This window comes from Psychrobacter sp. TB20-MNA-CIBAN-0197, assembly GCF_040309765.1.
Classification (GTDB): Bacteria; Pseudomonadota; Gammaproteobacteria; order Pseudomonadales; family Moraxellaceae; genus Psychrobacter; species Psychrobacter submarinus.
On the sequence record NZ_JBEOPC010000026.1, the window covers coordinates 1 to 22,316 of the forward strand.

Genomic DNA, 22,316 nt, shown 5'->3' on the forward strand with positions numbered 1-22,316 from the left:
CAGGACTATTTTTTGCCGCTTTATTGATAAAAATAGACGCTTAGAACGACTAAACTTACCATTTTTATCTGCAAATCAGCTAAAAAATAGTCTCTGTCAGTGCCATGGTCGAATGTTCAACACGCCCTAGGGCTATATTGTAGCATGGCAAATGCTCAGACCCTACAGCATCACTCAGTTATCTGTTTTAAATTAAACTTAGTGATATAATTGATAATCGCTTTGCTGTAGTTTATTTGGAGCCGAGTATGGTTTAGAGCCAACTTTATAGTCAGCAAAATCGCTCAGCTTGCGAAAATAAACCGTGAAAAAATAGACGAAGCTTGCATTATTCTATAAAGTAGGCAGAACTTTTGCTAGTAGCTTATCGATTGGTGCTACTACTGACTTTTATTATTAACCTGTTATGTTGCATAGTAGCGTCGCTGCTATTATGCCTTTTGTGCGGAGAGAAGTATGCGCCCTGTAGGCAACACGTTTATCAAACTATCTTCAATGACCTTGCTTACCTTAAGTGTGAGCTTGGCTGGCTGCCAGACTTTTAAAAACCTAACAGGCGATGACGTAGACGCCGTCGAGACGGCCGAAAAGTCTGAACAAGCTTATTATAATGATGCGATTGCAGAAATCGACAAAGGTCGTTACAACCAAGCCATCGAAGACTTAAATAACTTGCGCACTTTTTATCCTACCGGTCCTTATGCAGAGCAAGCACTGCTCGATGTGATGTATGCCCAGTACGCTAGTGGCAGCTATGAGCTCGCTGCTGCCAGTGCCGAGCAGTTCATTCGTCTTTATCCTTCTAATCCGCAAGTCAGTTACGCCTATTATGTACGCGGCGTGGCCAATATGGAAGGCTCATCTGATGGCCTAAAAATCTTTAAAGTCAATCAAGCAGAGCGTGATACAGCCTATTTACGTCTTGCCTTTGCCAACTTCCAAGAGCTGGTCAATAAGTACCCCAATAGCCCCTACTCTCCTGATGCTGCTCAGCGTATGACCTTTATCTACAATCAGTTTGCACAAAGTGAGCTGACAGCGGCTAACTGGTATATCGAGCGCGAAGCTTATGTCGCGGCCGTCAACCGTGCCAAATGGGTCGTACAATATTATCCATTGAGTGAGTCTGTTCCTGAAGCGCTAGCTATCTTAGCTTACGCGCATCAAAAGCTTGGTATCACTGATCTGGCCCAAGAGTACCAAACGCTCCTACAGATTAACTATCCAAACTGGCTGACCAATGATGGCCGCGTTAAGCTCAATACCAAACGTGATAGCTCTTGGTTAAACAAGCTAACCTTTGGTAAGCTTGGTCGCGCAGGTATTAGCGAGTCCTCGATAGCGACGGATCAATATACTGGCGCAACCAAAGAGCAGATCATTCGTAGCGCCACTCAGCTACGCCTGCCAAGCGACAATGCTGCTGCCAGCAATGCTAATGCTTCTTCAAGCAACCTAGTCACCGGCGACAATCGCGGTGTCAATATCGGTCTAGGTCTGCCTGAAAATGAAAGCGAGCGCATCACTGACCAAGCAAGCACCGGCTCTACTGCCAGATCCGCTATTGTTAATCCGCAAACCACCAATCCTGTGCGCCGCGCAACCCTACCTGATGACAATACTAGCGAGCGTATTCAGCTCACGCCTGCCGATACGGATGTCATTGAAGAAGACACTGAATAGTCGGCTTACTGATATAATCAGCTGACTAATACTGTATCAAAGTACGATGTCAGTAGATAAAAATGCAAATAAATAAGGTCAACGCTATCGTTGGCCTTATTTATTTTAAACTAATATTAAATACTAGCGCGCTTCATGATGAGGTATCAGTAAAGCCACCTCTAAATATTTCACCAAAATTAAAAGCTGAGCATAACCTTGCTCAGTCTCTGTGCTAAAATATTTATCCTTATGAGTATTCCTAACCATATTCTCGAGCAATTAAATAGCCAAGCTGACTTAATCAGCATGATTGGTCGGCATACTACGCTCAAACGAGCAGGTAGCGAGTTTAAAGGCTGCTGCCCTTTTCATGGTGAAAAGTCGCCTTCTTTTTATGTCAATCCACAAAAAAACATCTACCACTGCTTTGGTTGTAGCGTCGGCGGCAATGCGATTAGTTTTTTGCGCGATTATGAAAACCTCACTTTTATGGAAGCGGTTGACGAGCTGTCTAAGCAGACCGGCATCGAAGTCCCGAAAGACGAGCAAAAAAACGTCAGCTACCAGCGCAGCAAGCCGAGGTCTACTGCTCAGCCTATGCCTCCAAAGGTAGTGGACAACACATCTTCGCCGGTGCAGCAAACTTCTGATACCGCGCCTGACTATCATAATGATGATGCATTCTATGCCAGCCACGCAAGTAGTGATTATTTTGATAACTATACTAGCGACTTGTCCGCGGCTATGGATTATCCTGATTACAACCCTATCGATGACCAACAGCCGCCAGATTGGCTTATGGCTGATGACTACTCAATGCCAATCGATGCTGATAGTGCCAGTGAGCAAGACGGCAACTTATACGAGCTGTTGACGCAGATTCAGCAATTTTATCAGCGTAATCTGCACACGCATCCGCATGCCAAGCATTACTTTGCCGCCCGCGGTATCACTGAGCAAAGTCTTGAGGATTTTGGTTTAGGCTACGCGCCTTTTGGCTGGCAGCACCTTGAGCATGAGTTTCCTCAAGATATAGAAGGGCTAAAGGCGCTAGGGCTTGTGCGCCAGTCAGAGTCAGGTCGTGATTATGATCTATTGCGTGATCGCGTCATCTTCCCGATTCGTGACAATCAAGGACGCACGATTGGCTTTGGTGGCCGCGCGCTCGATGATGAGGTCAAGCCAAAGTATATTAATTCCTCAGACTCGCCCGTCTTTCACAAGCAGCATGTGCTCTATGGTTATTATGAGTCGCGCCAGCAGCGGGCTAATGATTGGCTCGTCGTTGAAGGCTATATGGATGTCATCGCGCTGTATCAAGCAGGCATTTATGGCGCGGTGGCCTCTATGGGTACAGCGATTAATGAGAGTCAAATCTCAAGACTTTTGACCTTGAACCCGACGCTCACCTTAAGCTTTGATGGCGATAGCGCCGGACAAAAAGCGGCTTGGCGCACGCTTGAGGTGGCGCTACCGGTACTCGCCGATGACAAAGAGCTTAGGTTTTTGACCTTACCGAACAACCATGATCCCGACACTTTTATTAAAGCGCACGGCAATGAAGCTATGCGCGAGCAGATCAAAAACGCCATGCCGCTGTCGCAATATATCTTCGCTTACTTAAGTGAGCGTTATGATATGAGCTTAGCAGAAGGCAAAGCGAAGCTGATGTCGCAAGTGCGAACACTGACAGCTTCTTTGCCAAAAGGCAGTAGCTTTCGTTATCTGCTCAACAATGATATCTATCAAAAGCTGGGCGGCAAACGCAGTCAAAACAGTGAAGCTAAAGATGCCTTGTTAGACTTTGATGGTGATATGACCATCAGTCAGCAGCTGCAGCTGTGCTTTTTGTTTCAGCCCTTAGCGTTAAGCGAAGATCCGATTGAGATGATTTGGCAGCAAGCAGGGCTCACAAGCTTATCCCTGCCTGCCCATATCAAGCAAAAAGCCTCGGCTGACGCCATGCGCGCTTTGGTTTGGGAGGATTTGCAAGATGCTCCTTTGATAGATGTAGTCAGTACCATCAAGCGCTGTATCAATTACTTGCCAAAAGACCCCAATGCGGCAGCGCATTTTATATTATCTAATCTTACCGCGAGTACCCAAGAGTCGCTGAGTCGTAGCTGGGGTCCTTTTTATAAGACCTTACACGCCAGAAATATCTTAAGCTTGGATGCGCTGATTGAGACACTAGTTATGCAGCTACTACAGCTGCATATGCAAAAAAAGACCCAAGAGCTGATAAAAAACCCCAATCATGTCAAACTCGCCATCGTTAGAAAACAAACCCAGCACCTCAATGATTGGATGCGGGCCCAGCAAGCCGAACAATCCGCGCAAATGATGGGCAGCTAAGTAGATGGTGCGACGAGTCTGGCGCTACAAATGATCTAGGACGGGCTTAATTTATTTTTTATCCTAGCCAAACCCTTTAAAACCCTAGCAGCTGACCCCATCATCTATGATAATGCTCAATAAGCTTTCAAATCAGCGGTTAAAAAAACAAGAGATTCTAGTATCTGCGCTGATTAGCCGTATTCTGTTTTCATAGGTCTGTGTTAAACTACGCCGTTATCAGCTTGATTTGAGCAATTTGAACCAATTTTTTATTTTTTTGCTATTTTGAATTGTAGTTTATTTATAGCATTGATGCTTTTGAGCCCTTATTCATATCAACTCATTGTCATAGTAGAGGATGACTAATCGCTAAGCTTATAGGTCAATCCAAGCATTTAGCCTTTATATCTGTTATGACAATGCCCGATGCAAGCGAGTAATTATGAACGATAAGTCCTTATCTAATTCCACCTCCCAGCTAGCTACCCTAATCCAGATGGGTAAGGAGCAAGGGTATCTCACCTATGCTGAGGTGAATGATCAACTTCCAGACTCTATTACCGAAAGCGATCAGATCGAAGATATCGTGCAGATGCTGACGGACGTTGGGATCAAAATCTTTGAATCTGCTCCTGATGCTGATGATATCTTGATGAGCGATGATTCAAGCGATGATGATATGGCAGCGGATGAAGCAGCAGCCGTACTCGCTTCTGTTGAGACAGAACCTGGACGCACCACTGACCCTGTACGTATGTATATGCGTGAGATGGGTACTGTTGATCTACTGACTCGTGAAGGCGAGATCGCTATCGCTAAACGTATCGAAGAAGGTATCCGCGATGTGCAGCATGCGATGGCCTACTGGCCTGGTACGGTACAGTTTGTGCTTGATGAATACCAAAAGGTTCAAGAGGGTGAGAAAAAACTCTCTGATGTGATTACCGGCTTTTTAGATCCTGAAACTGAAGAAGATCGTCTGGCAGCTAAAGAAGAAAAAGATCGCGTTAAAGAAGAAAAAGAAAAGGCCCGTGAGGAGAAAGAAAAAGCACCTGTCCTCAAAGCTAAAGATAAGAGTAAGCTCGATGACGAAGACGATGAAGACGAAGACGAAGATGACGTCGAGGAAGAAGAAGCTGAAGAAGAAAGCGGCGGTATCGACCCAGAAGCCGTACGCCTGCGTATCGAGGAGATCGAAGACTTATTTGTTACTGCTAAAGAAGCCTTAGTTGAATATGGCCGTGGTAGCGAGCAAGCAAAAGCCGCTTATGCTCTACTCGCTGAGCGCTTTATGATGCTCAAACTGAACAATCGCATGTCCGATCAAGTCATGGCCATCATGCACGATGTCTATGATGATGTGCGTAAGCAAGAGCGCCAAATTATGCGCCTGGTCATTCGCCGTGGCCGTATGCCGCGTAGCGAGTTTCGTAAGACCTTCCCAAGTAACGAGACTAACGTCGATTGGCTCACAGAGCGCCTAAAAGGCAAGCCAGCCTTTGCCGAAACTTTAGAAAAAGTCACTGATGATGTGATTCTACTGCAGCGTAAAATCCGCGACTACGAGCAGCAGCTCGACATGGAAATCGTTGATATGAAAGATGTCGCGCGCCGTATGGCAGTTGGTGAAGCCAAAGCCCGCCGTGCCAAAAAAGAGATGGTCGAGGCTAACTTACGTCTGGTTATCTCAATCGCCAAAAAATACACCAACCGTGGTCTACAGTTCTTGGATCTCATTCAAGAAGGTAACATTGGTCTGATGAAAGCGGTCGATAAGTTTGAGTATCGCCGCGGTTATAAGTTCTCAACTTACGCCACTTGGTGGATCCGTCAGGCGATTACCCGCTCAATCGCTGACCAAGCGCGCACCATCCGTATCCCGGTGCATATGATTGAGACGATTAACAAAATAAACCGCGTTTCGCGTCAGCTCTTGCAAGAGATGGGGCGTGAGCCTACGCCTGAAGAGTTAGGCGAACGTCTCGAGATGGACGAAGTCAAAGTCCGTAAAGTGCTAAAAATCGCCAAAGAGCCGATCTCTATGGAAACGCCTATCGGTGATGATGAAGACTCGCACTTAGGCGATTTTATCGAAGATGGGACGATCTCAAGCCCTGTCGATGATGCAACATCTGCAGGTTTGCGTGAAGCGACGCGTGATGTATTAGGCAATTTGACCGAACGTGAGGCGCGTGTGCTCAAAATGCGCTTCGGTATCGATATGCCAACCGATCATACGCTAGAGGAAGTCGGTAAGCAGTTCGACGTCACTCGTGAGCGTATCCGTCAGATCGAAGCCAAAGCGCTGCGTAAATTGCGCCACCCTTCGCGCTCTGAACACTTGCGTTCATTCCTTGAGAATGATTGATATAGCAGCTTGAAAAAACGCTATTTTAGCCTCATAAAGGAGGCAAGACAGTAGCAGGCAATAAGTAAAAAAGCTGAGCGAGTCTCAGCTTTTTTGTGTGCGGCTCTAGCATTAATATTGAAAAAACAACAAAGGTTTCATTATGAGTAACGATCCAAAAAACAACTCTAACGATCAACAAGCCAGCAAAAGAGACGTCAAAGTCACCGAATTAATCGCTAATAACGGCATCTTAAAAGGTAAAAAAACGGATATTCAAAACCCAGAGCTGTGGGAATTTCCCATGAACTATCCGATGAGTGTGATCGGTCATGAAGGCGAACACGAAACATTGCTCAATGAGCTAAAACTCATTTTGGGCAGTCAGTTCCCTGAGTTCGACTTAGCCTCTATTGAAGTTAAGCCTTCAAAGACCAACCGCTTTCATTCAGCGCGGGTGAATCTGTATCTGACTAGCGCTGAGCAAGTGAATGAGCTTTATGCCGCGCTTGATAACGCGCAAACAGTACGTATGGTGGTATAAGCAGCAAACCTCTTGCTAGAAGCGGCTAAAACGAGTCAGCGCTCTATCTAAGCTGTTATTTGGCGAGTCTTACCTCTTAATACATCGAAAAGTACAACCAAAATCGTCACTGTTTAGGTGACGATTTTTTATGGCATTGACCGTGCTTATCGGGTACAATTTGTGCCGCTATTTTACGCTTCCCACTGCTATTATCAGTAGCAAAGATATCAAATTGGCAAAAGTGAAAAGCAAGCTGTTTTTTATAAAAAAATTTATGATTCTTTACATATCTTCTAGGCCTTATGCCATCGCTCTTTGCTGAAATTTAGCGCCTCAACAACATAAATTCAATCTAAAATCAATATAGCATTTTCAAATTATTCCCGCTATATTGTGTCTACTTACTAACAAATACGCTATATGTAGTGCTCAGTGGTTTTTTACCTGACTAGAGCCTTCGGTATTCTTTTGCCTAAAAAAAGCACAAAAGCTTTCTGGTTATAGCTTGCTTAATAAAAGAAGTCGATAACACTATAGGACAGTTTTGACTGAGTAATACGACTAACTATTGATAATTTACGAGGGCGGTATGACACATATTGACAATATTCAAGTAACCAAACGCGACGGACGCCTAGAGCCTATAGATTTGGATAAAATCCATAAGGTAATCGAATGGGCCGCGCACGATTTAGATAATGTGTCAGTGTCACAAGTGGAGCTTAAATCGCACATTCAGTTCTATGAAGGCATCAAAACCCGTGATATCCACGAGACTATCATCAAGTCAGCTGCCGATCTCATCTCAGAGGACACGCCTGACTATCAGTATCTCGCCGCGCGCCTTGCTATCTTCCATCTGCGTAAGATTGCCTATAACCAGTTTGAGCCGCCGCACCTATTCGATCATGTTACAACTCTAACTGAAGCAGGCAAATACGACGAGCATATCCTAGCCGACTACAGCCGTAGCGAGTTTGATGAGCTAGACGCCTATCTCGATCACTGGCGCGATATGAACCTTGCTTATGCCGCTGTTGAGCAAATGGCAGGTAAATACCTCGTACAAGATCGCGTCACCAAGCGCGTTTATGAAAGCCCGCAGTTCCTTTATATGCTCGTGGGTATGTGTCTATTTGCCAATTACGACAAAGCTGAGCGCTTAAGTTACGTCAAACGCTTTTATGACGCGACCTCACAATTTAAAATCTCACTACCGACGCCTATCATGTCGGGTGTACGTACGCCATCGCGTCAGTTTAGCTCGTGCGTACTTATCGAATGCGGTGACAGCCTCGACTCAATCAACGCGACCACCAGCGCCATCGTACGCTACGTGTCACAGCGCGCTGGTATCGGCATCAACGCAGGTCGTATCCGCGCTTTGGGTAGCCCTATCCGCGGCGGTGAAGCGCAGCATACTGGCTGTATCCCATTCTACAAACTGTTCCAAACGGCGGTGAAATGCTGCTCACAAGGTGGCGTGCGCGGTGGGGCCGCGACTCTCTTCTATCCATTATGGCATTTAGAAGTTGAATCACTCCTTGTACTCAAAAACAATCGCGGCGTCGAAGACAACCGTGTGCGTCACATGGATTACGGCGTACAAATCAACAAAACGCTATACACTCGCCTGATCAAAGGGCAAGACATCACCCTATTCTCGCCCTCGGATGTCCCAGGCTTGTATGATGCTTTCTTTGAAGATCAAGAAAAGTTTGAAGCGCTCTACACCAAGTACGAAGGCGACCCTTCTGTACGTCAGCGCCAGATTCCAGCGGCAGATCTGTTCAGCCTGATGATGCAAGAGCGTGCCAGCACCGGCCGTATCTACATCCAAAACGTCGATCATTGCAATACTCATAGCCCGTTCGATGCCAGCGTTGCACCGATTCGCCAGTCCAACCTGTGTATGGAGATTGCGCTACCGACTAAGCCGCTTGATAATATCAATGACGAAGAAGGTGAAATCGCCCTATGTACGCTATCAGCGGTCAATTTAGGTAAAGTCGAGAGCGTCAGCGATATCGAAGAGCCCGCAGAGCTGATCGTCCGCGCCCTTGATGCCCTACTCGACTATCAAGACTATCCAGTTAAGGCCGCTGAAAATGGCAGTATGCGCCGCCGTACTCTTGGCGTTGGCGTCATCAACTATGCTTATTATCTTGCAAAGAATGGCGTGCGCTACTCAGATGACTCAGCATTGGGTCTGACACATCAAACCTTTGAAGCACTACAGTACTATCTCTTAAAAGCGTCAAACAAACTTGCCAAAGAGCAAGGCGCGTGCCCTGCCTTTAATGAGACCACTTACTCGCAAGGTATTTTGCCGATCGATACTTATAAGTCTGACTTGGATAACATCTGCCAAGAGCCACTGCACTTGGATTGGGAAAGCTTGCGTCAAGAGATTACCGAGCACGGTTTACGCAACTCTACCCTAACCGCGCTGATGCCGTCTGAGACCTCAAGCCAGATCGCTAACGCCACTAACGGTATCGAGCCACCACGTGGTCTGGTCTCTATCAAAGCGTCAAAAGATGGCATTCTAAAGCAAGTCGTGCCTGAGATTGATAAGCTAAAAGATCAGTACGAGCTACTATGGCAAATGCCAAATAACGATGGCTACCTCAAGCTTATCGCTATCATGCAAAAGTTCGTCGATCAAAGTATCTCTGCCAATACCAACTACGATCCGGTGCGTTATGAAGGCGGCCGTGTACCGATGAAAATATTGCTTAAAGATTTACTCAACGCCTATAAGCTTGGAGTGAAGACGTTGTACTACCATAACACTCGTGATGGTGCGAACGATGCGCAAGCGGATATGGAAGATGATTGTGCTGGTGGTGCATGTAAGATTTAGGTTAGTGTTAATATATAGAACGTCGATAAAACATTAGCGTAAGCTACTAAAATTTAGTACAGGATAAGGAGTAAAAGTGACTACGGATAGTATAATTACACTAGTAGGTACTATAGTCACTTTGATTTCTATGTTTGTTGCAATAAAACAAGCATCAAGTGCTAAAAATTATAGGGAACAGATAAGAGCTGATGTCAGAAAAATTAGCTTAGCTAAATGTACTCGAGACATGGAAGGTATTTTAGACACATGCAATCAATTACCAATTGATCCAAAAAAAATGCCTAGGGGCAATAAGGTATCTAACACTATCAAAGATATTAAGAGTCAACTAGACAATTCAATAGGTGTTTTAAGCACAATTGGGGCAGATAATAAAATTCGTGAAAATCTTGTAAAAGCTCAAACAACACTTCATTCTTACGAAATTTCTTACACGCAAGGTAGAGTAAATAGCAATGAATTGTTAGAAATCAGATCATTTATTCAAGACTCTATATCTATTTCAAATACAACCCTTTACAGCATTGGAGAAAAATAATGGACTTGAATGAATTAGAAAATCAAGTCAACTTATTACAGTATCATTTGCAACTCCTTGCAAACTGTATTGACTCTGATGAACACCCAGTAGAAAGTTTAATACTGAATATGAACTGGAATGAAAAACAAATTGACAGAGCTCATGATATATTCCAAAAGTACGACCAGCTTATTGATTCAAAATCAAAAATAGTTTGGAGTAAATTTGAACATGAATTACGGGATGAGTTTGCGATTGGATATCAAACAGTAAAGGCGATTGTTATAGCCTTCTATAAGAATCATCAATGGGTAGACGTTTGCTATCAATATGCAATGAGTTTTGAACCAACCACTCCTATAGAGTTTCATCAAATTACTCGTAATAATAAGTTTAAACATTCTTTGAATGATCTTTATAAAAAATAAAGTACTTGGTTTTGATAGGGTATGCTTAGCGCACCAATGACATAGATAAGCTAGGCGTAGAATCGGTTAAACAAAACGCAATTTGTTGCTAATACTATGTTTCTATATTTCAGTCCTATTTAATGGAATTTTACTATGCATGTGCTGATGGATCTATGGGTAGGTATGGGTGAAAACTCAAATCAGCTACAGTTTATCTTGAGTGTTTTAGCTATTTCAGTTGGTATCAAAGCAGCACTATACGCAAAGAAGCAGATTTTAATTGCTAACAATCAAAGGCAAGATAGTAACGAATTAGCTAAATATAATTTGCAACTTAGAGTTTTAGAAACGGCTTTTAAATATGAAGAAGAAATTAATATTTTTAAAACTCGCTATCGAAAAGAGATTCTCGAAAAGTTTGAAAAAGGTCTTCAGAAATATGGAATGAATCTAGAAAGTCCAGTAATTGAAGGCGAAAACCATACATACAGTGAAGGTTTGAATACTCCATATGAGCTGTTAAAAAGCAGTGAAACCTTAATAAATAGCATAATTGAAAGACTGACTTCAGAAAATAGTGACGAATTGAATAGAACAGATTTAGAACAGATCTTAAAGGAACTGTTAAAACAAGCTTCTGTTATTCGCAAATCTAATTTCGAAATCTCTAATAAAGCAGAAGCACTAAGTAAAATCTTGGAAGATAAAAATATTTAGTCCTTGTAGGCTGGGTTTTTAACCCAGCCTACAGACCAAGCTCAAAAGATAAAGTTATTAAAAAAAACGAACCTTGCTACAACAAGGATTTTTAGCCGCGACTATAGCGGTATCCTGCTGACGACGATGGCGATGCAGTCTGTGGCTGGAAGCGGTCGCTCGAACGTTGGAACGCTACCAGACACCCTAGACTGCACGCCAGCGGCTAGGCAGATACAAGCGGAAGGCGGGATTGGCTACCTAAATAGTTAAGTTTAATAGATTAACAAATAAGACCTAATTTTCGTGCTAAAATTAGCCCTATATTTAGAGCCATAATTTTAGCGGGAGAATGAATCATGCAACCGATATTTGCGACACAGACAGCCAGTATCTCAGAGCTAAAAAACAATCCTTCCGCCTTGATTAAACAGTCAGATGGTGAGTCGATTGCCATTTTAAACCACAATAAGCCCGTGGCTTACTTAGTTTCCACAGACATGTACGAGCGCATGATGGAAGCGATGGACGATATGGCACTTAGCCAAACCGCTAATGCTCGCATGAATGACGGGCAGACACCGATAAAGGTTACATTGGATGACTTATAGTCTTGAGTTTCATCCTTTGGCATTAAAAGAATGGAAAAAGCTAGCGCCCAGTATTCAGCAGCAATTTAAAAAAAAGCTGCAGCAGCGACTAGCAAATCCGCGTGTGCCTGCGTCAAAACTCTCAGGGCATCCAGATACCTATAAAATCAAATTGCGTGCTGTAGGCTATCGTTTGGTCTATAGCGTCAAAGATGATGTAGTGGTCGTTTATGTACTAGCCGTAGGCAAAAGAGAAAACAATAAGGTATATGAGAGCCTTGCAGTACGCCAACCATAGCTCAAGTATAATCAAAAAAAACCCTTTAACTTTACCGCTATAATCGCAACACATAAAGAATAAAAATGACGGAGGTCATAGACGTGCACTATACCGCAATCATCAAAGACGGTGGTTTGTTTATCCCTAACGTATTTTCAGATATTAATGACGGTAGCTCGCACATCGTACAAATAGAAGTCGATATCGAAGCGGTGCGCGAGCAATTGAACCCAAGCGTTGCCTCAAATCAAGAAAGCGCAAAAAAAGAGGTCGCAAAAGCTGCGAAAAAACCAGTAATGCGTGTCACTAAAAAAACAGCGGCAAAACAATTTCAAGACGAAGGGTTAAGCCCGCAGCGTAAAAGCGCTATCGATGAATTGGAAGCTTTGGATGACGGTGAGCTCAGCGAAATGCTCAAAGCTTATGTTAACGAAGGGCAGATCTCTTTGGAGAACTTGTAGGTTATTGGGTAAGACACCCTATAGAATGTATTTAACGTTTATATCAATATATCAATCAACTAGATATTTAAAAAGGCAGTTTCATGACTTATTCAATCTTTAATCAAACCCCGAATAATGCGCTTACAGAGCCGATGTTTTTTGGTCAGCCGGTCAATGTCGCCCGCTACGATCAACAAAAGCACCCTATCTTTGAGCAACTGATTGAAAAGCAGCTGTCGTTTTTTTGGCGTCCTGAGGAAGTCGATGTCTCAAAAGACCGTATCGACTTTAGTAACTTATCCTCGCACGAGCAGCATATATTCTTAAGTAACCTCAAGTATCAGACCCTACTCGATTCCATTCAAGGTCGTAGCCCCAACATCGTGCTGCTGCCACTGGTGTCGATACCGGAGCTTGAAACGTGGATTGAGACGTGGTCATTCTCTGAGACCATTCACTCGCGCAGCTACACGCATATCATTCGTAATATCGTTAATGATCCGGGCCTTGTCTTCGACGATATCATGCAGAACGAGCATATTCTAGAGCGCGCCTCTGACATCGCAGGCTACTATGATGAGCTGTATCGTAACTCGCAGCTGTATAGCTTGTACGGTGCCGGCACGCATAAGGTCAATGGCGAAGAGATCAGTGTTGATTTGCGCTCATTAAAGAAGCAGCTCTATCTGTGCATCATGGCGGTCAACGTGCTTGAGGCGATTCGTTTTTATGTGTCGTTTGCTTGCTCGTTTGCCTTTGCCGAGCGCAAGCTGATGGAAGGTAATGCCAAGATTATTAAACTGATTGCTCGTGATGAAGCACTGCATCTGACTGGTACACAGCATATGCTGAACCTCATGCGTAATGGCAAAGATGATCCTGAGATGGTCGAGATTGCCGAGGAATGTCATGAGCAAGGCATTGAGATCTTCCGTAAGGCCGCTGAGCAAGAAAAAGAATGGGCGGGATACTTATTTAAAGACGGCTCAATGATCGGACTTAATAAAGATATCCTTTGCCAATATATCGAGTACATCACCAACTTGCGTATGGAAGCGGTTGGCCTGCCGTCTGCGTTTCCGAATTCGAAGTCTAATCCGATTCCTTGGATTAACACTTGGCTGTCCTCTGATAACGTGCAAGTCGCGCCGCAAGAGACTGAGATCAGCTCGTATCTGGTCGGTCAGATCAATTCAGACTTGTCCGATAGCGACTTTGATGACTTTGAGCTGTAATTTTTAGATGTTATTAGCGCGTCGATGACATATCGCTGTCATGTAGGCGCGCTATCATCAAGGCAAAAAACACCAATAAAAATGACCATCAGGAGCTTGGGCAATGACGTGGGTAGTGACCAGCAAACAGCGCTTTTATTTGCATGATAGCGAGACCTTGCTAGACGGCTTACTGCGTACTGGGCACGATATCAACTATCAGTGCCGTGAAGGCTACTGCGGTAGCTGCCGCGTACGTCGTATCGCCAGCTCGCATGTGGTGGAGTATCCTTTTGCTCCCCTTGCGATGATTGAGGATAATGAGATACTGCCCTGCTGCTGCCGGGTTCAAGGTGTTATCTATATCGATCATGAACTGGTAAAAGACTGAGTGGTGCATAAACAATTCGTTCATAAAAAACGCGCTGTCTTTGAAAGACAGCGCGTTTTTTGATGTTCAGTCATGTTGCTATTAGTTAATGCTACATAGACAATAGCGTTGAAGTAACGCAAGCGGTTATTGAGGTGCGCCATTGTTTTCAAATAGCTTCATCAGCTCTTCGCGCATACGGTCACGCTCCTCCTCACTCATCATCGGTCGCTCTTGTGACTCGCCGTGATAGTTCTGTTCAGGGCCACCCTCCATAATAACGGGACGTTGTACGACTTCTTGTGACGGGCGCTCAGCTAAGGTTACAGGAACTTCAGCGTGCTTACCATTGCGTAGTATTTGAGTATTGAGCACCGTGTTGGGCGGTTTGCGTGCGACATACTGAATCAGCGTATTGGCATCGGTCATCTCAACGCCATCAATAGTCAAAATAATATCGCCGGTCTTTAGGCCACTAATCGCGGCAGGACCTTGCGGAACCACATTAAGCACTTCGACACCAGTTGAGGTCTCAAGCTGAGTCGGATCACGAAGCTGCGACTGAATCTCAATGCCAAGCCAGCCACGGCTGACGCGGCCATCTTTGATCAGCGCGTTCATCACTTGCTCAACAAGCGCGGTTGGAATAGCAAAGCCGATACCCATTGAGCCGCCTGAGCGCGAGAAAATCACAGTATTAATACCGACCAGCTCACCGCTCGCATCGACTAGCGCACCGCCTGAGTTACCTGGGTTGATAGCGGCGTCGGTTTGGATAAAGTCCTCAAACTTATTGACACCAAGGCCCGTACGACCTGTGGCTGAGATAATACCTTGCGTCACCGTTTGACCCACGCCAAAGGGGTTACCTATCGCTAGCGCAAGATCGCCAACGCGAATAGGCTCTTCACGAAACCCTAATGGCGTAAGCCCAGTCATATCGACGCGAATCACTGCTAAATCACTATCTGGATCGGTACCGATGACCTTAGCGCGGCTTTTACGCCCATCGCTAAAGGCAACGGTGATTTCATCGGCTTTTTCGACCACGTGCGCATTAGTCACGATATACCCATCCTCAGAGACAATAACGCCTGAGCCTAAATTAGTAGATCCTGGGCCTTGCTGCTGGTCACCATGGTTCTCAAAGAATCGGCGCAGTACTGGATCATCGATGTAAGGATGCTCTGCCATCGCCTGCGTCGTATAAATGTTCACTACTGACTGGGAGGCGCGCGCTACTGCATTATGATAAGAAGAGATCGGCTCTGGCGTATCAGCAACTGGCGCTGAGGCCTCTTGCTCAGCTGGCGGAGTCCTTGGCGGCTCCCATGTCGCCTCTGATGGCGTCTTCATACTCATAAATAGCCAAACAAACGCTGCAATTACTACTATTAATAAAACCCAAGGCAACCACTGCCATAGCGATGCCTTGTTATTGGCGTTTGGGGAAGACGACATAGAGAACCTCTGTAAATGTTATGCTAATGAATAAAGCGCTAGTAAATATTATAGTTTAGATAGGGCTGCAATAAAATTTTTTAAAGGCAAGAGCTTAACGAAATTAAGCTATAGAACCTATCTACTGACATAGCTGCGCTCACCAATTATAACTGGGCTTATTATACAGTACTGCGGCATCGTGTAGCCTTTCAGTTATTATGCTCAAAGGTAGTTTTATGAGACCTTAAACTAACTATGAGTACTCAATATACTCACTACATTCACTATCACACTATTAGCTCAGTTATCAGCTCAGTTATCAGCTCAGTTAGCTGCTCCAACTAAGCGTAATAAATTGGCTTAATAGCAATATGATAAACTAAGCCTCATTTAAGTGCCTCATTTCAGCTACAACATAAAACCTCTGTCCTACTTATATAAAGAAGACAAACCACTAAAAATTTAAGCAATAAAGTAAGCATAAAAAAGTAATAAGGAGAACCCATGAACCAAAAGAACCAAAAGCATAATTTAGAAACGACTAGCCCGGCTACTAATCACAGTAGTTCTAGTGCAGCGCCATCGATAAGCGCACAGGCCTTAGCCAAATTTTGTGATGATTATCTAGACGCCAATGCATTTAAAGACTACTGCCCTAATGGTCTACAAGTCGACGGCGGACGGCCTATTCAGCGTATTATCACGGGCGTGACCGCTTGTGAAGCGCTAATAGATGCAGCCATTGATGCTGACGCTGACGCCATTATGGTCCATCATGGTTATTTTTGGAAAGGTGAGCCTGAGCCTATCACCGGAATGAAAGGCAAGCGTATCCGCAAGCTTATGCAGCATGGTATCTCTTTAATCGCTTATCATCTACCCCTTGACGCGCATCCAATCGTAGGCAATAACGCTAAGCTTGCCGAAAGTTTAGGACTCACCATCACTGGTGCTCTCTACCCTAATGAGACGCATCCCGTTGGCAATATAGCCATTGGCAAGCCGCAAAGTGCAGCAGATCTGATAGAGACGATTACTCAGACTCTAGAGCGTAAACCTCTGCATATTGCAAGTGACTTTTTGCTTTCTGGCAGCGATACTTATCAGTCACTTATCTCTAGTAAAGAAAACCAGCAGATATACACTACCTCTGCAGTAACAACTGCGTCCAAGCATATTGAGCGTATCGCTATATGTACGGGGGGCGCGCAGGATATGATTGAGCAAGCCGCGCTTATGGATTGCGACGCTTATATTTCAGGAGAAATATCTGAACGTACCACGCACAGTGCTCGTGAATTGGGTATTGACTACTTCGCTTGTGGTCACCATGCGACTGAACGCGGCGGTATACAAGCGCTAGGAGAATTAGTTTCTGAACAGTTTAATTTACCGGTTACTTTTGTCGATATTGTCAACCCTGCATGAGCGTTAAGTTTTATTACTGCTTTGTTAACGTAACTTGAATAATTGCTATATATTCCTCATAAAGTATAATTGTAAGAGAATGTTTTGTCATGAGACTTTCCATTAATATAGCCTCCGGTTATGACGTTGGCTGAGTACCGTTTTAACTTTTTGTTATACTATTTTAATAGCAATATAGGTATTCATCCCAATGTTGCATGAGATGCCAGTTCTTTGAAGATAGTCTATTTGGGTAGATTATCGTTAATAAAGAGCTTGCCTCACCGCTGGATAAGAGCTTATAGGTAGCAAGCGCAATACTATTAGCTGCTACTTATATAAGGCGATACTGGTTAAAAGTTTATTTACGACTTTACTTTTAATTTACTTTATCGCCCTTGCTGTTATCGCAATAACTTTTTCATGACCTTACCTTAGTACCTTTAGTCTTGATACCTAAGTATTTAGCGACTGGTGAAGAAACTATACCAAGTTACTCTCTTCATCCATTTTAGTGCGTTTTGAAACTTAGGGGTATCAATGGCTAGCGATAGTGCTGCTCTAACCAGCAGTTTCGACAATCTTATTCAGTCGACTATCTTGTATAGGTAGCAAACGACACTTTGCTTATCGAGCTACTATAATTGAACTAGTATCTTAGCGATGAGTATAAAAGTGTCAAAGATCGACATTTATATAAAGACAGATGTCTTTGCGTATGAATGTCAGTCTAAGGGTAAGTAGGATGGCTACAATTAGGAGACATCCATGCAGCGTATTACTTATCGTGTAAAAGTATCCGCGCAAGGGGCTAGACGTCGTATTTCATACTTATTACGTCCAGCCAATCGCACACTTAGCACCAAAAGTAAGATCGTTCCATCGGCTAAAGTAACTCGTTTTGCCAAATCCAAAAAAATTGCCCAAGTATCTAGTATCGCATTATTATCTTTGCCTGCTAGAAGTCTTACCACTATGGAGGTACCAGTACCGGCCTATGATCAGGTCATGCTAGATAAGACTTTAACCATAGCCGCTGTGCCTGGTGATAGTACTTATTTTGCTACTGATGGTTTTCAGCACGGTTTTGGTTATGATTTAGTGCGTAGCTATGCTGATGAGCTTGGCGTTACTATCGACCTAAAAGCTTATGCAACAGAAGAGACAGCACTTGCGGCACTAAAAAATGGTGAGGCTGATATGGCCTTGACTACGGCTAGTACTCAGCTTACCAATCAGCTCAATCTTGCCTCAGTGAATCTAAGCTGTGGTTATGATACTAGTTTGACTAATAACGGTCTAAACCCGAAAGTGAGCTGGACGTTTAAGGACTCCAGTGATCTGCTGTCACAAACGGCTAGTAGCTATCTGTGTGATAATATCAAAATCAATAATACCCAGAAATTAGCGGCTTTTTATAATCAAAAACTGCTAAAAGATGCTTATAGTCAAAATCACTTTCAGCAGACGCTGACAGAGAAGCTACCCGATTATCAGACGCAGTTCGAGCAGCAAGCTCAGAACTATAATCACGATTGGGAGCTGCTGGTTGCAATGGGCTATCAAGAATCGCATCTCGATGCTAACGCTGTCTCCCCTACTGGGGTACGCGGCATCATGATGCTGACCAATAGCACGGCAAAAGCGATGGGCGTCTCTGATCGCGTTGATCCGTATCAAAGCATCGGCGGCGGTGCTCGCTACTTGGAGCAAGTAAAAGCGGACTTTGCTGATGTGCCAAAGTCGGATCGGATTTGGTTCGCACTTGCCGGCTATAATATGGGGCCTAATGCAGTCAAACGTATTCAGCGTAAACTGCGTGAGCAAGGCATCGATGATAAGAGCTGGGCGAACGTATATGCTTATTTATCAGACAATAGAGCTTCGAATAGCCGCTACGGTCAAGCTATGCATTACGTCAGTAATATCAGAAGCTATCTTGAAACCATCAAGACCTATAGTGTGTAATAACTAGGATGTTTAGCTTATAAAGCATCTGATTTAAAATGTATTTAGCAATAAAAAGCTGCTCTTAGTATTAAGAGCAGCTTTTTATTCTATGCGCATTAGCTCAGTGAGCCATCAATCAGCTTAACGGACTCACTGAAATTATGCTTAGCGATTAGGCACGGTTAAGCGCTGACCGCGTTGTAACATCGTATCAGGGGCGATATCATTCATATCAGCCAGCTCTTTTGTCGAGACGCCGTATTTGCGCGCTAAGCCAATCAAACTATCTCCAGAAGCCACTTGGTAGCTAACCGTCATTTTTGGCACTTTAAGCGTCTGACCGCGCTGTAGCTGCGCTTTAGTCGATAGATTGTTTGTGGCTGCTAGATCGGATACAGATACTCCGAAGCGGCGAGCTAACGCAATTAGGCCATCGCCTGACTGTACTCTATAATTCTCAGTGTTGTCTAGCTTTTTACCTGTACTAGTAGTACTCGTTGATGCAGCGCTGCTCGTGCTAGTTGCGCTCGTAGCAGTAGAGCGATTACCCGCTGCTGGAATCGTCAAACTACGTCCTAAGATAAGGTTCGAGTTAGTGCTTAGATTATTGGCTGCAGCCAAGTCACTAACGCCGATTTTGTAGCGGTTGGCTACCCCAATTAACGTATCACCAGAGCGGATCTTATAGCTGATGGGTTTGTCATTGAGTTTATTGTCCACTTGTGACGCTGAGACAGGTACCTTAATGGTTTGACCGCGTTGTAGGCGAGCTCTTTCATCAAAGCTACTGTTAACCGCTGCTACTTGCGCCGCGCTCACACCCAAACTATTGGCAATACCTATGAGCGTCTCCCCAGATTTTACTTTGTAATTACTGGTTACAGCCGAGCTACTGGAACGACTAGCTGAGCTATTTGATGAAGATGTCGTATTGGCATCTGCTGGTATCTTTAACGTCTGACCGACGTACAGCGAATCTGTACTACCGATACCATTGAGATCGGCTAAAGCTTGGGTTGAGATACTAAACTGTTTGGCAAGGGCGATGAGACCGTCACCTGATTGGACTTTGTAGCTCTTAGTAGCGGTAGTTGACTGTGCACGTTTACGCGAAGGAGCAGCAGGAGTCACCGCAGGCGCAGTAACCTTACCTGGCACTAACCACAGCTTTTGACCGCGCAGCAAATCAGCGCGGCTACTGAGATTATTATAAGTCGCTAGCTGAGTGACTGATAAGCCGAAACGATTTGCTGTACCTATCAATGTATCACCGCTTTGTACCACATAGCTTTCGGGTTGAGCTGGCGTATTGCTACTCTTTAAAGGCTCGATAGGTTTAGCATTATACAAGTACAGAGTACTGCCAGAGAGTAAGTTAGCCTTAGGATCTATCTGGTTCCACTCGGCGATTTCACGCCAGCTCACCCCTGCTCGGCTAGCGATATTAGACAAAGTGTCGCCACGTTTTACGGTATAGGTGCTGCGTTTGCCTTGTGGTTTTGCCTTGCTATTAGCGCTGGTTGCAAAACTAAGCTTTTTCTCTCTACCGCTAGCCTCCAACACAGATTGCTGTGTCTGTACAGCGGACAGTTTAATATTACCATCGACCGCGCTGACCACCTCTCGCTGATCTGGAGTCTGTGATTGAATCTGTCTAGCAATAAAGTCGCGCTCTTCTTGGCTCAGTGGCGGCTCTTGTACGATAGTATTGTTACCTGTGATCTGCGCAGAAGTCGTCGGTAAGCTGTTGCTGCTTTTTAGCTCCGCATTGATTTTTTGCGTTTCACTACTAGTAATAGGCGGCTCAGTTCTGGCATTGTTATTACTGCTATACACTGAGCTACTAGACGGCGTAGCAGCTGGAGAGATATAACTGGTCGTTTGCTGCGGCACACTAGCACTAGCCGCATATTCAGCTAGACCACTTCCCGTTGAAGGTAGGGAGCCGCTGCTATAGGGCTTGTTATTATAAGATGTTGATCCTGAGGTACTTGGCGTAGCAGATGTGCTAGAGGCGATGACATTACTACTGCCATTACCTCGCAGTGCACTGAGTTTGGCGTCGATGTTGACATCGACATCGTTCGGGATAATGACTCGCTGTGGGCCTGAGGCGTCAATACGGCCAGAAGTGAGAGCGGTGTTTAATCTTTCAAGCTCGTCGTAGCTGACGCCTGTAAGCTGTGAGACTTCAGCCAGACTGACGCCGTAGTTGGCAGGAACACTACGAAAATGCTGACGGTTGGCGATAGCTGGTAGATAAACCCCAAACTGTGAGGGGTTAGCGACGATCTCAGCAACTGCCAAAAAGCGCGGCACGTAGTTCATCGTCTCAGTAGGTAGTCTTAGCGACCAATAGTCTGTTGGTAATCCTCGCGCCGCATTCGCGTCAATGGCTTTTTGTACCCGTCCAGGACCGGCGTTGTAAGCTGCTAAAGCCAGCTCCCAACTGCCAAATTGGTTATGCAGCGCCGTCAAGAAGTCATAAGCGGCGCGCGTCGACTCGATAACATCGCGGCGACCGTCATAAGTACTGCTTTGATTGAGACCGTAGATGCGTCCCGTGCTTGGAATAAACTGCCACAAGCCTGCAGCCGCCGCACTACTCGTACCACTAGGATCATACGAGCTTTCGATAACGGGCAATAATGCCAACTCGGTCGGAATATTGCGGCGCTCCGCTTCGCGCACAGTATGATATAAATAGCGACTGGCGCGCGCGGTCAAACGGTTTAAGTAATCTTGTCTACTCGTAAACCAGCCTTTTTGCCCCTCGATACGTTGATTGTAGATAGGGCGACCAGCGTTCATCCGATAACCGGCACGCAGGCGGTTCCATAAATCACCGTATTGTTGAATGGCAAGTTTATTACCCTCAACCATAGCCATGTCACTGGCTTCTAATAAATCCGCGAGCTCATCTAAGCTCTCTTCATCTAAATATGCCGTTGAATAGTCATCGCTAGCAGGAGTTTGCGGGGTCGCAGTTGGGCGCTTAGTGACCACAGGCGTACGAGTATTTTTAACCCCAGTGTTTTTTACCGCTGACGTATTACTACAAGCACTGACAAGTAGAGCGGATACGGCAAGGGTCAAAGGCAAAGCGATAGGTAAACGAGAGTTTGACGGCACGATAGACATGATAATGGCGGCTTCCTAGCAACAAAAATAGATAAAAATAACAATGGATAAAAATAGTTGACTGAAAATAAATTCTCAAGGCTTATATTTTACATAACAGTAAGCATT

General features: G+C 44.7%; 17 protein-coding genes. 15 read left to right on the plus strand and 2 right to left on the minus strand.

Annotated elements, in window-relative coordinates:
- The first annotated feature begins 456 nt into the window (after nt 1-456).
- From AAEY83_RS09225 to yfaE, 13 genes are all read left to right on the plus strand, one after another.
- Entirely contained in the window at nt 457-1,683 is a 1,227-nt protein-coding gene (locus AAEY83_RS09225; protein ID WP_025644217.1) for an outer membrane protein assembly factor BamD, read from the plus strand.
- 231 nt (nt 1,684-1,914) lie between these two features.
- Nucleotides 1,915-4,020: a DNA primase gene (locus AAEY83_RS09230; RefSeq protein WP_025644216.1), complete on the plus strand. Its 2,106-nt coding sequence runs from the start codon at nt 1,915-1,917 to the stop codon at nt 4,018-4,020.
- 424 nt (nt 4,021-4,444) lie between these two features.
- Nucleotides 4,445-6,370: an RNA polymerase sigma factor RpoD gene (gene rpoD / locus AAEY83_RS09235; RefSeq protein ID WP_025644214.1), complete on the plus strand. Its 1,926-nt coding sequence runs from the start codon at nt 4,445-4,447 to the stop codon at nt 6,368-6,370.
- A 142-nt stretch (nt 6,371-6,512) separates the two neighbouring features.
- A complete protein-coding gene (locus AAEY83_RS09240) occupies nt 6,513-6,893 on the plus strand; it encodes a YbeD family protein (protein ID WP_025644212.1) in 381 nt (126 codons plus the stop codon).
- Nucleotides 6,894-7,464: 571 nt separating this feature from the next.
- Complete coding sequence (nrdA, locus tag AAEY83_RS09245) at nt 7,465-9,741, plus strand: class 1a ribonucleoside-diphosphate reductase subunit alpha (protein WP_025644210.1); 2,277 nt, start codon at nt 7,465-7,467, stop codon at nt 9,739-9,741.
- A 76-nt stretch (nt 9,742-9,817) separates the two neighbouring features.
- Nucleotides 9,818-10,282: a hypothetical protein gene (locus tag AAEY83_RS09250; RefSeq protein WP_025644209.1), complete on the plus strand. Its 465-nt coding sequence runs from the start codon at nt 9,818-9,820 to the stop codon at nt 10,280-10,282.
- Nucleotides 10,282-10,692, plus strand: coding sequence for a hypothetical protein (locus tag AAEY83_RS09255; protein ID WP_025644207.1), 411 nt, complete (start codon nt 10,282-10,284; stop codon nt 10,690-10,692). Before AAEY83_RS09250 ends, AAEY83_RS09255 begins: the two co-directional genes overlap by 1 nt.
- Before the next feature lie 135 nt (nt 10,693-10,827).
- Nucleotides 10,828-11,391, plus strand: a complete 564-nt coding sequence (locus AAEY83_RS09260; RefSeq protein ID WP_025644205.1) for a hypothetical protein — start codon at nt 10,828-10,830, stop codon at nt 11,389-11,391.
- A 338-nt stretch (nt 11,392-11,729) separates the two neighbouring features.
- Nucleotides 11,730-11,981 carry a type II toxin-antitoxin system Phd/YefM family antitoxin gene (locus tag AAEY83_RS09265; RefSeq protein WP_025644203.1) on the plus strand — a complete coding sequence of 84 codons (252 nt, stop codon included), beginning with the start codon at nt 11,730-11,732 and terminating at the stop codon, nt 11,979-11,981.
- The gene (locus AAEY83_RS09270) at nt 11,971-12,258 is read left to right on the plus strand and encodes a type II toxin-antitoxin system RelE family toxin (RefSeq protein ID WP_025644202.1); all 288 of its coding nucleotides are present in this window, start codon (nt 11,971-11,973) and stop codon (nt 12,256-12,258) included. Before AAEY83_RS09265 ends, AAEY83_RS09270 begins: the two co-directional genes overlap by 11 nt.
- 65 nt (nt 12,259-12,323) lie before the next feature.
- Complete coding sequence (locus tag AAEY83_RS09275; protein WP_227501922.1) at nt 12,324-12,701, plus strand: hypothetical protein; 378 nt, start codon at nt 12,324-12,326, stop codon at nt 12,699-12,701.
- Nucleotides 12,702-12,784: 83 nt separating this feature from the next.
- Nucleotides 12,785-13,918, plus strand: a complete 1,134-nt coding sequence (gene nrdB / locus AAEY83_RS09280; RefSeq protein ID WP_025644197.1) for a class Ia ribonucleoside-diphosphate reductase subunit beta — start codon at nt 12,785-12,787, stop codon at nt 13,916-13,918.
- 103 nt (nt 13,919-14,021) lie between these two features.
- Nucleotides 14,022-14,288 carry a class I ribonucleotide reductase maintenance protein YfaE gene (gene yfaE, locus AAEY83_RS09285; RefSeq protein ID WP_025644195.1) on the plus strand — a complete coding sequence of 89 codons (267 nt, stop codon included), beginning with the start codon at nt 14,022-14,024 and terminating at the stop codon, nt 14,286-14,288.
- 126 nt (nt 14,289-14,414) lie between these two features.
- On the opposite strand, the gene AAEY83_RS09290 is transcribed toward yfaE, so the two are convergent.
- Complete coding sequence (locus tag AAEY83_RS09290; RefSeq protein WP_025644193.1) at nt 14,415-15,728, minus strand: S1C family serine protease; 1,314 nt, start codon at nt 15,726-15,728, stop codon at nt 14,415-14,417.
- A 486-nt stretch (nt 15,729-16,214) separates the two neighbouring features.
- Here AAEY83_RS09290 and AAEY83_RS09295 point away from each other — a divergent pair, with 486 nt between their 5' ends.
- Nucleotides 16,215-17,138, plus strand: coding sequence for a Nif3-like dinuclear metal center hexameric protein (locus tag AAEY83_RS09295; RefSeq protein ID WP_025644191.1), 924 nt, complete (start codon nt 16,215-16,217; stop codon nt 17,136-17,138).
- Between the two features lie 747 nt (nt 17,139-17,885).
- Nucleotides 17,886-19,085 carry an MltF family protein gene (locus AAEY83_RS09300; protein ID WP_025644189.1) on the plus strand — a complete coding sequence of 400 codons (1,200 nt, stop codon included), beginning with the start codon at nt 17,886-17,888 and terminating at the stop codon, nt 19,083-19,085.
- A gap of 147 nt (nt 19,086-19,232) precedes the next feature.
- Here AAEY83_RS09300 and AAEY83_RS09305 read toward each other — a convergent pair whose 3' ends face one another.
- Complete coding sequence (locus tag AAEY83_RS09305; RefSeq protein ID WP_025644187.1) at nt 19,233-22,208, minus strand: LysM peptidoglycan-binding domain-containing protein; 2,976 nt, start codon at nt 22,206-22,208, stop codon at nt 19,233-19,235.
- Nucleotides 22,209-22,316 lie beyond the last annotated feature (108 nt).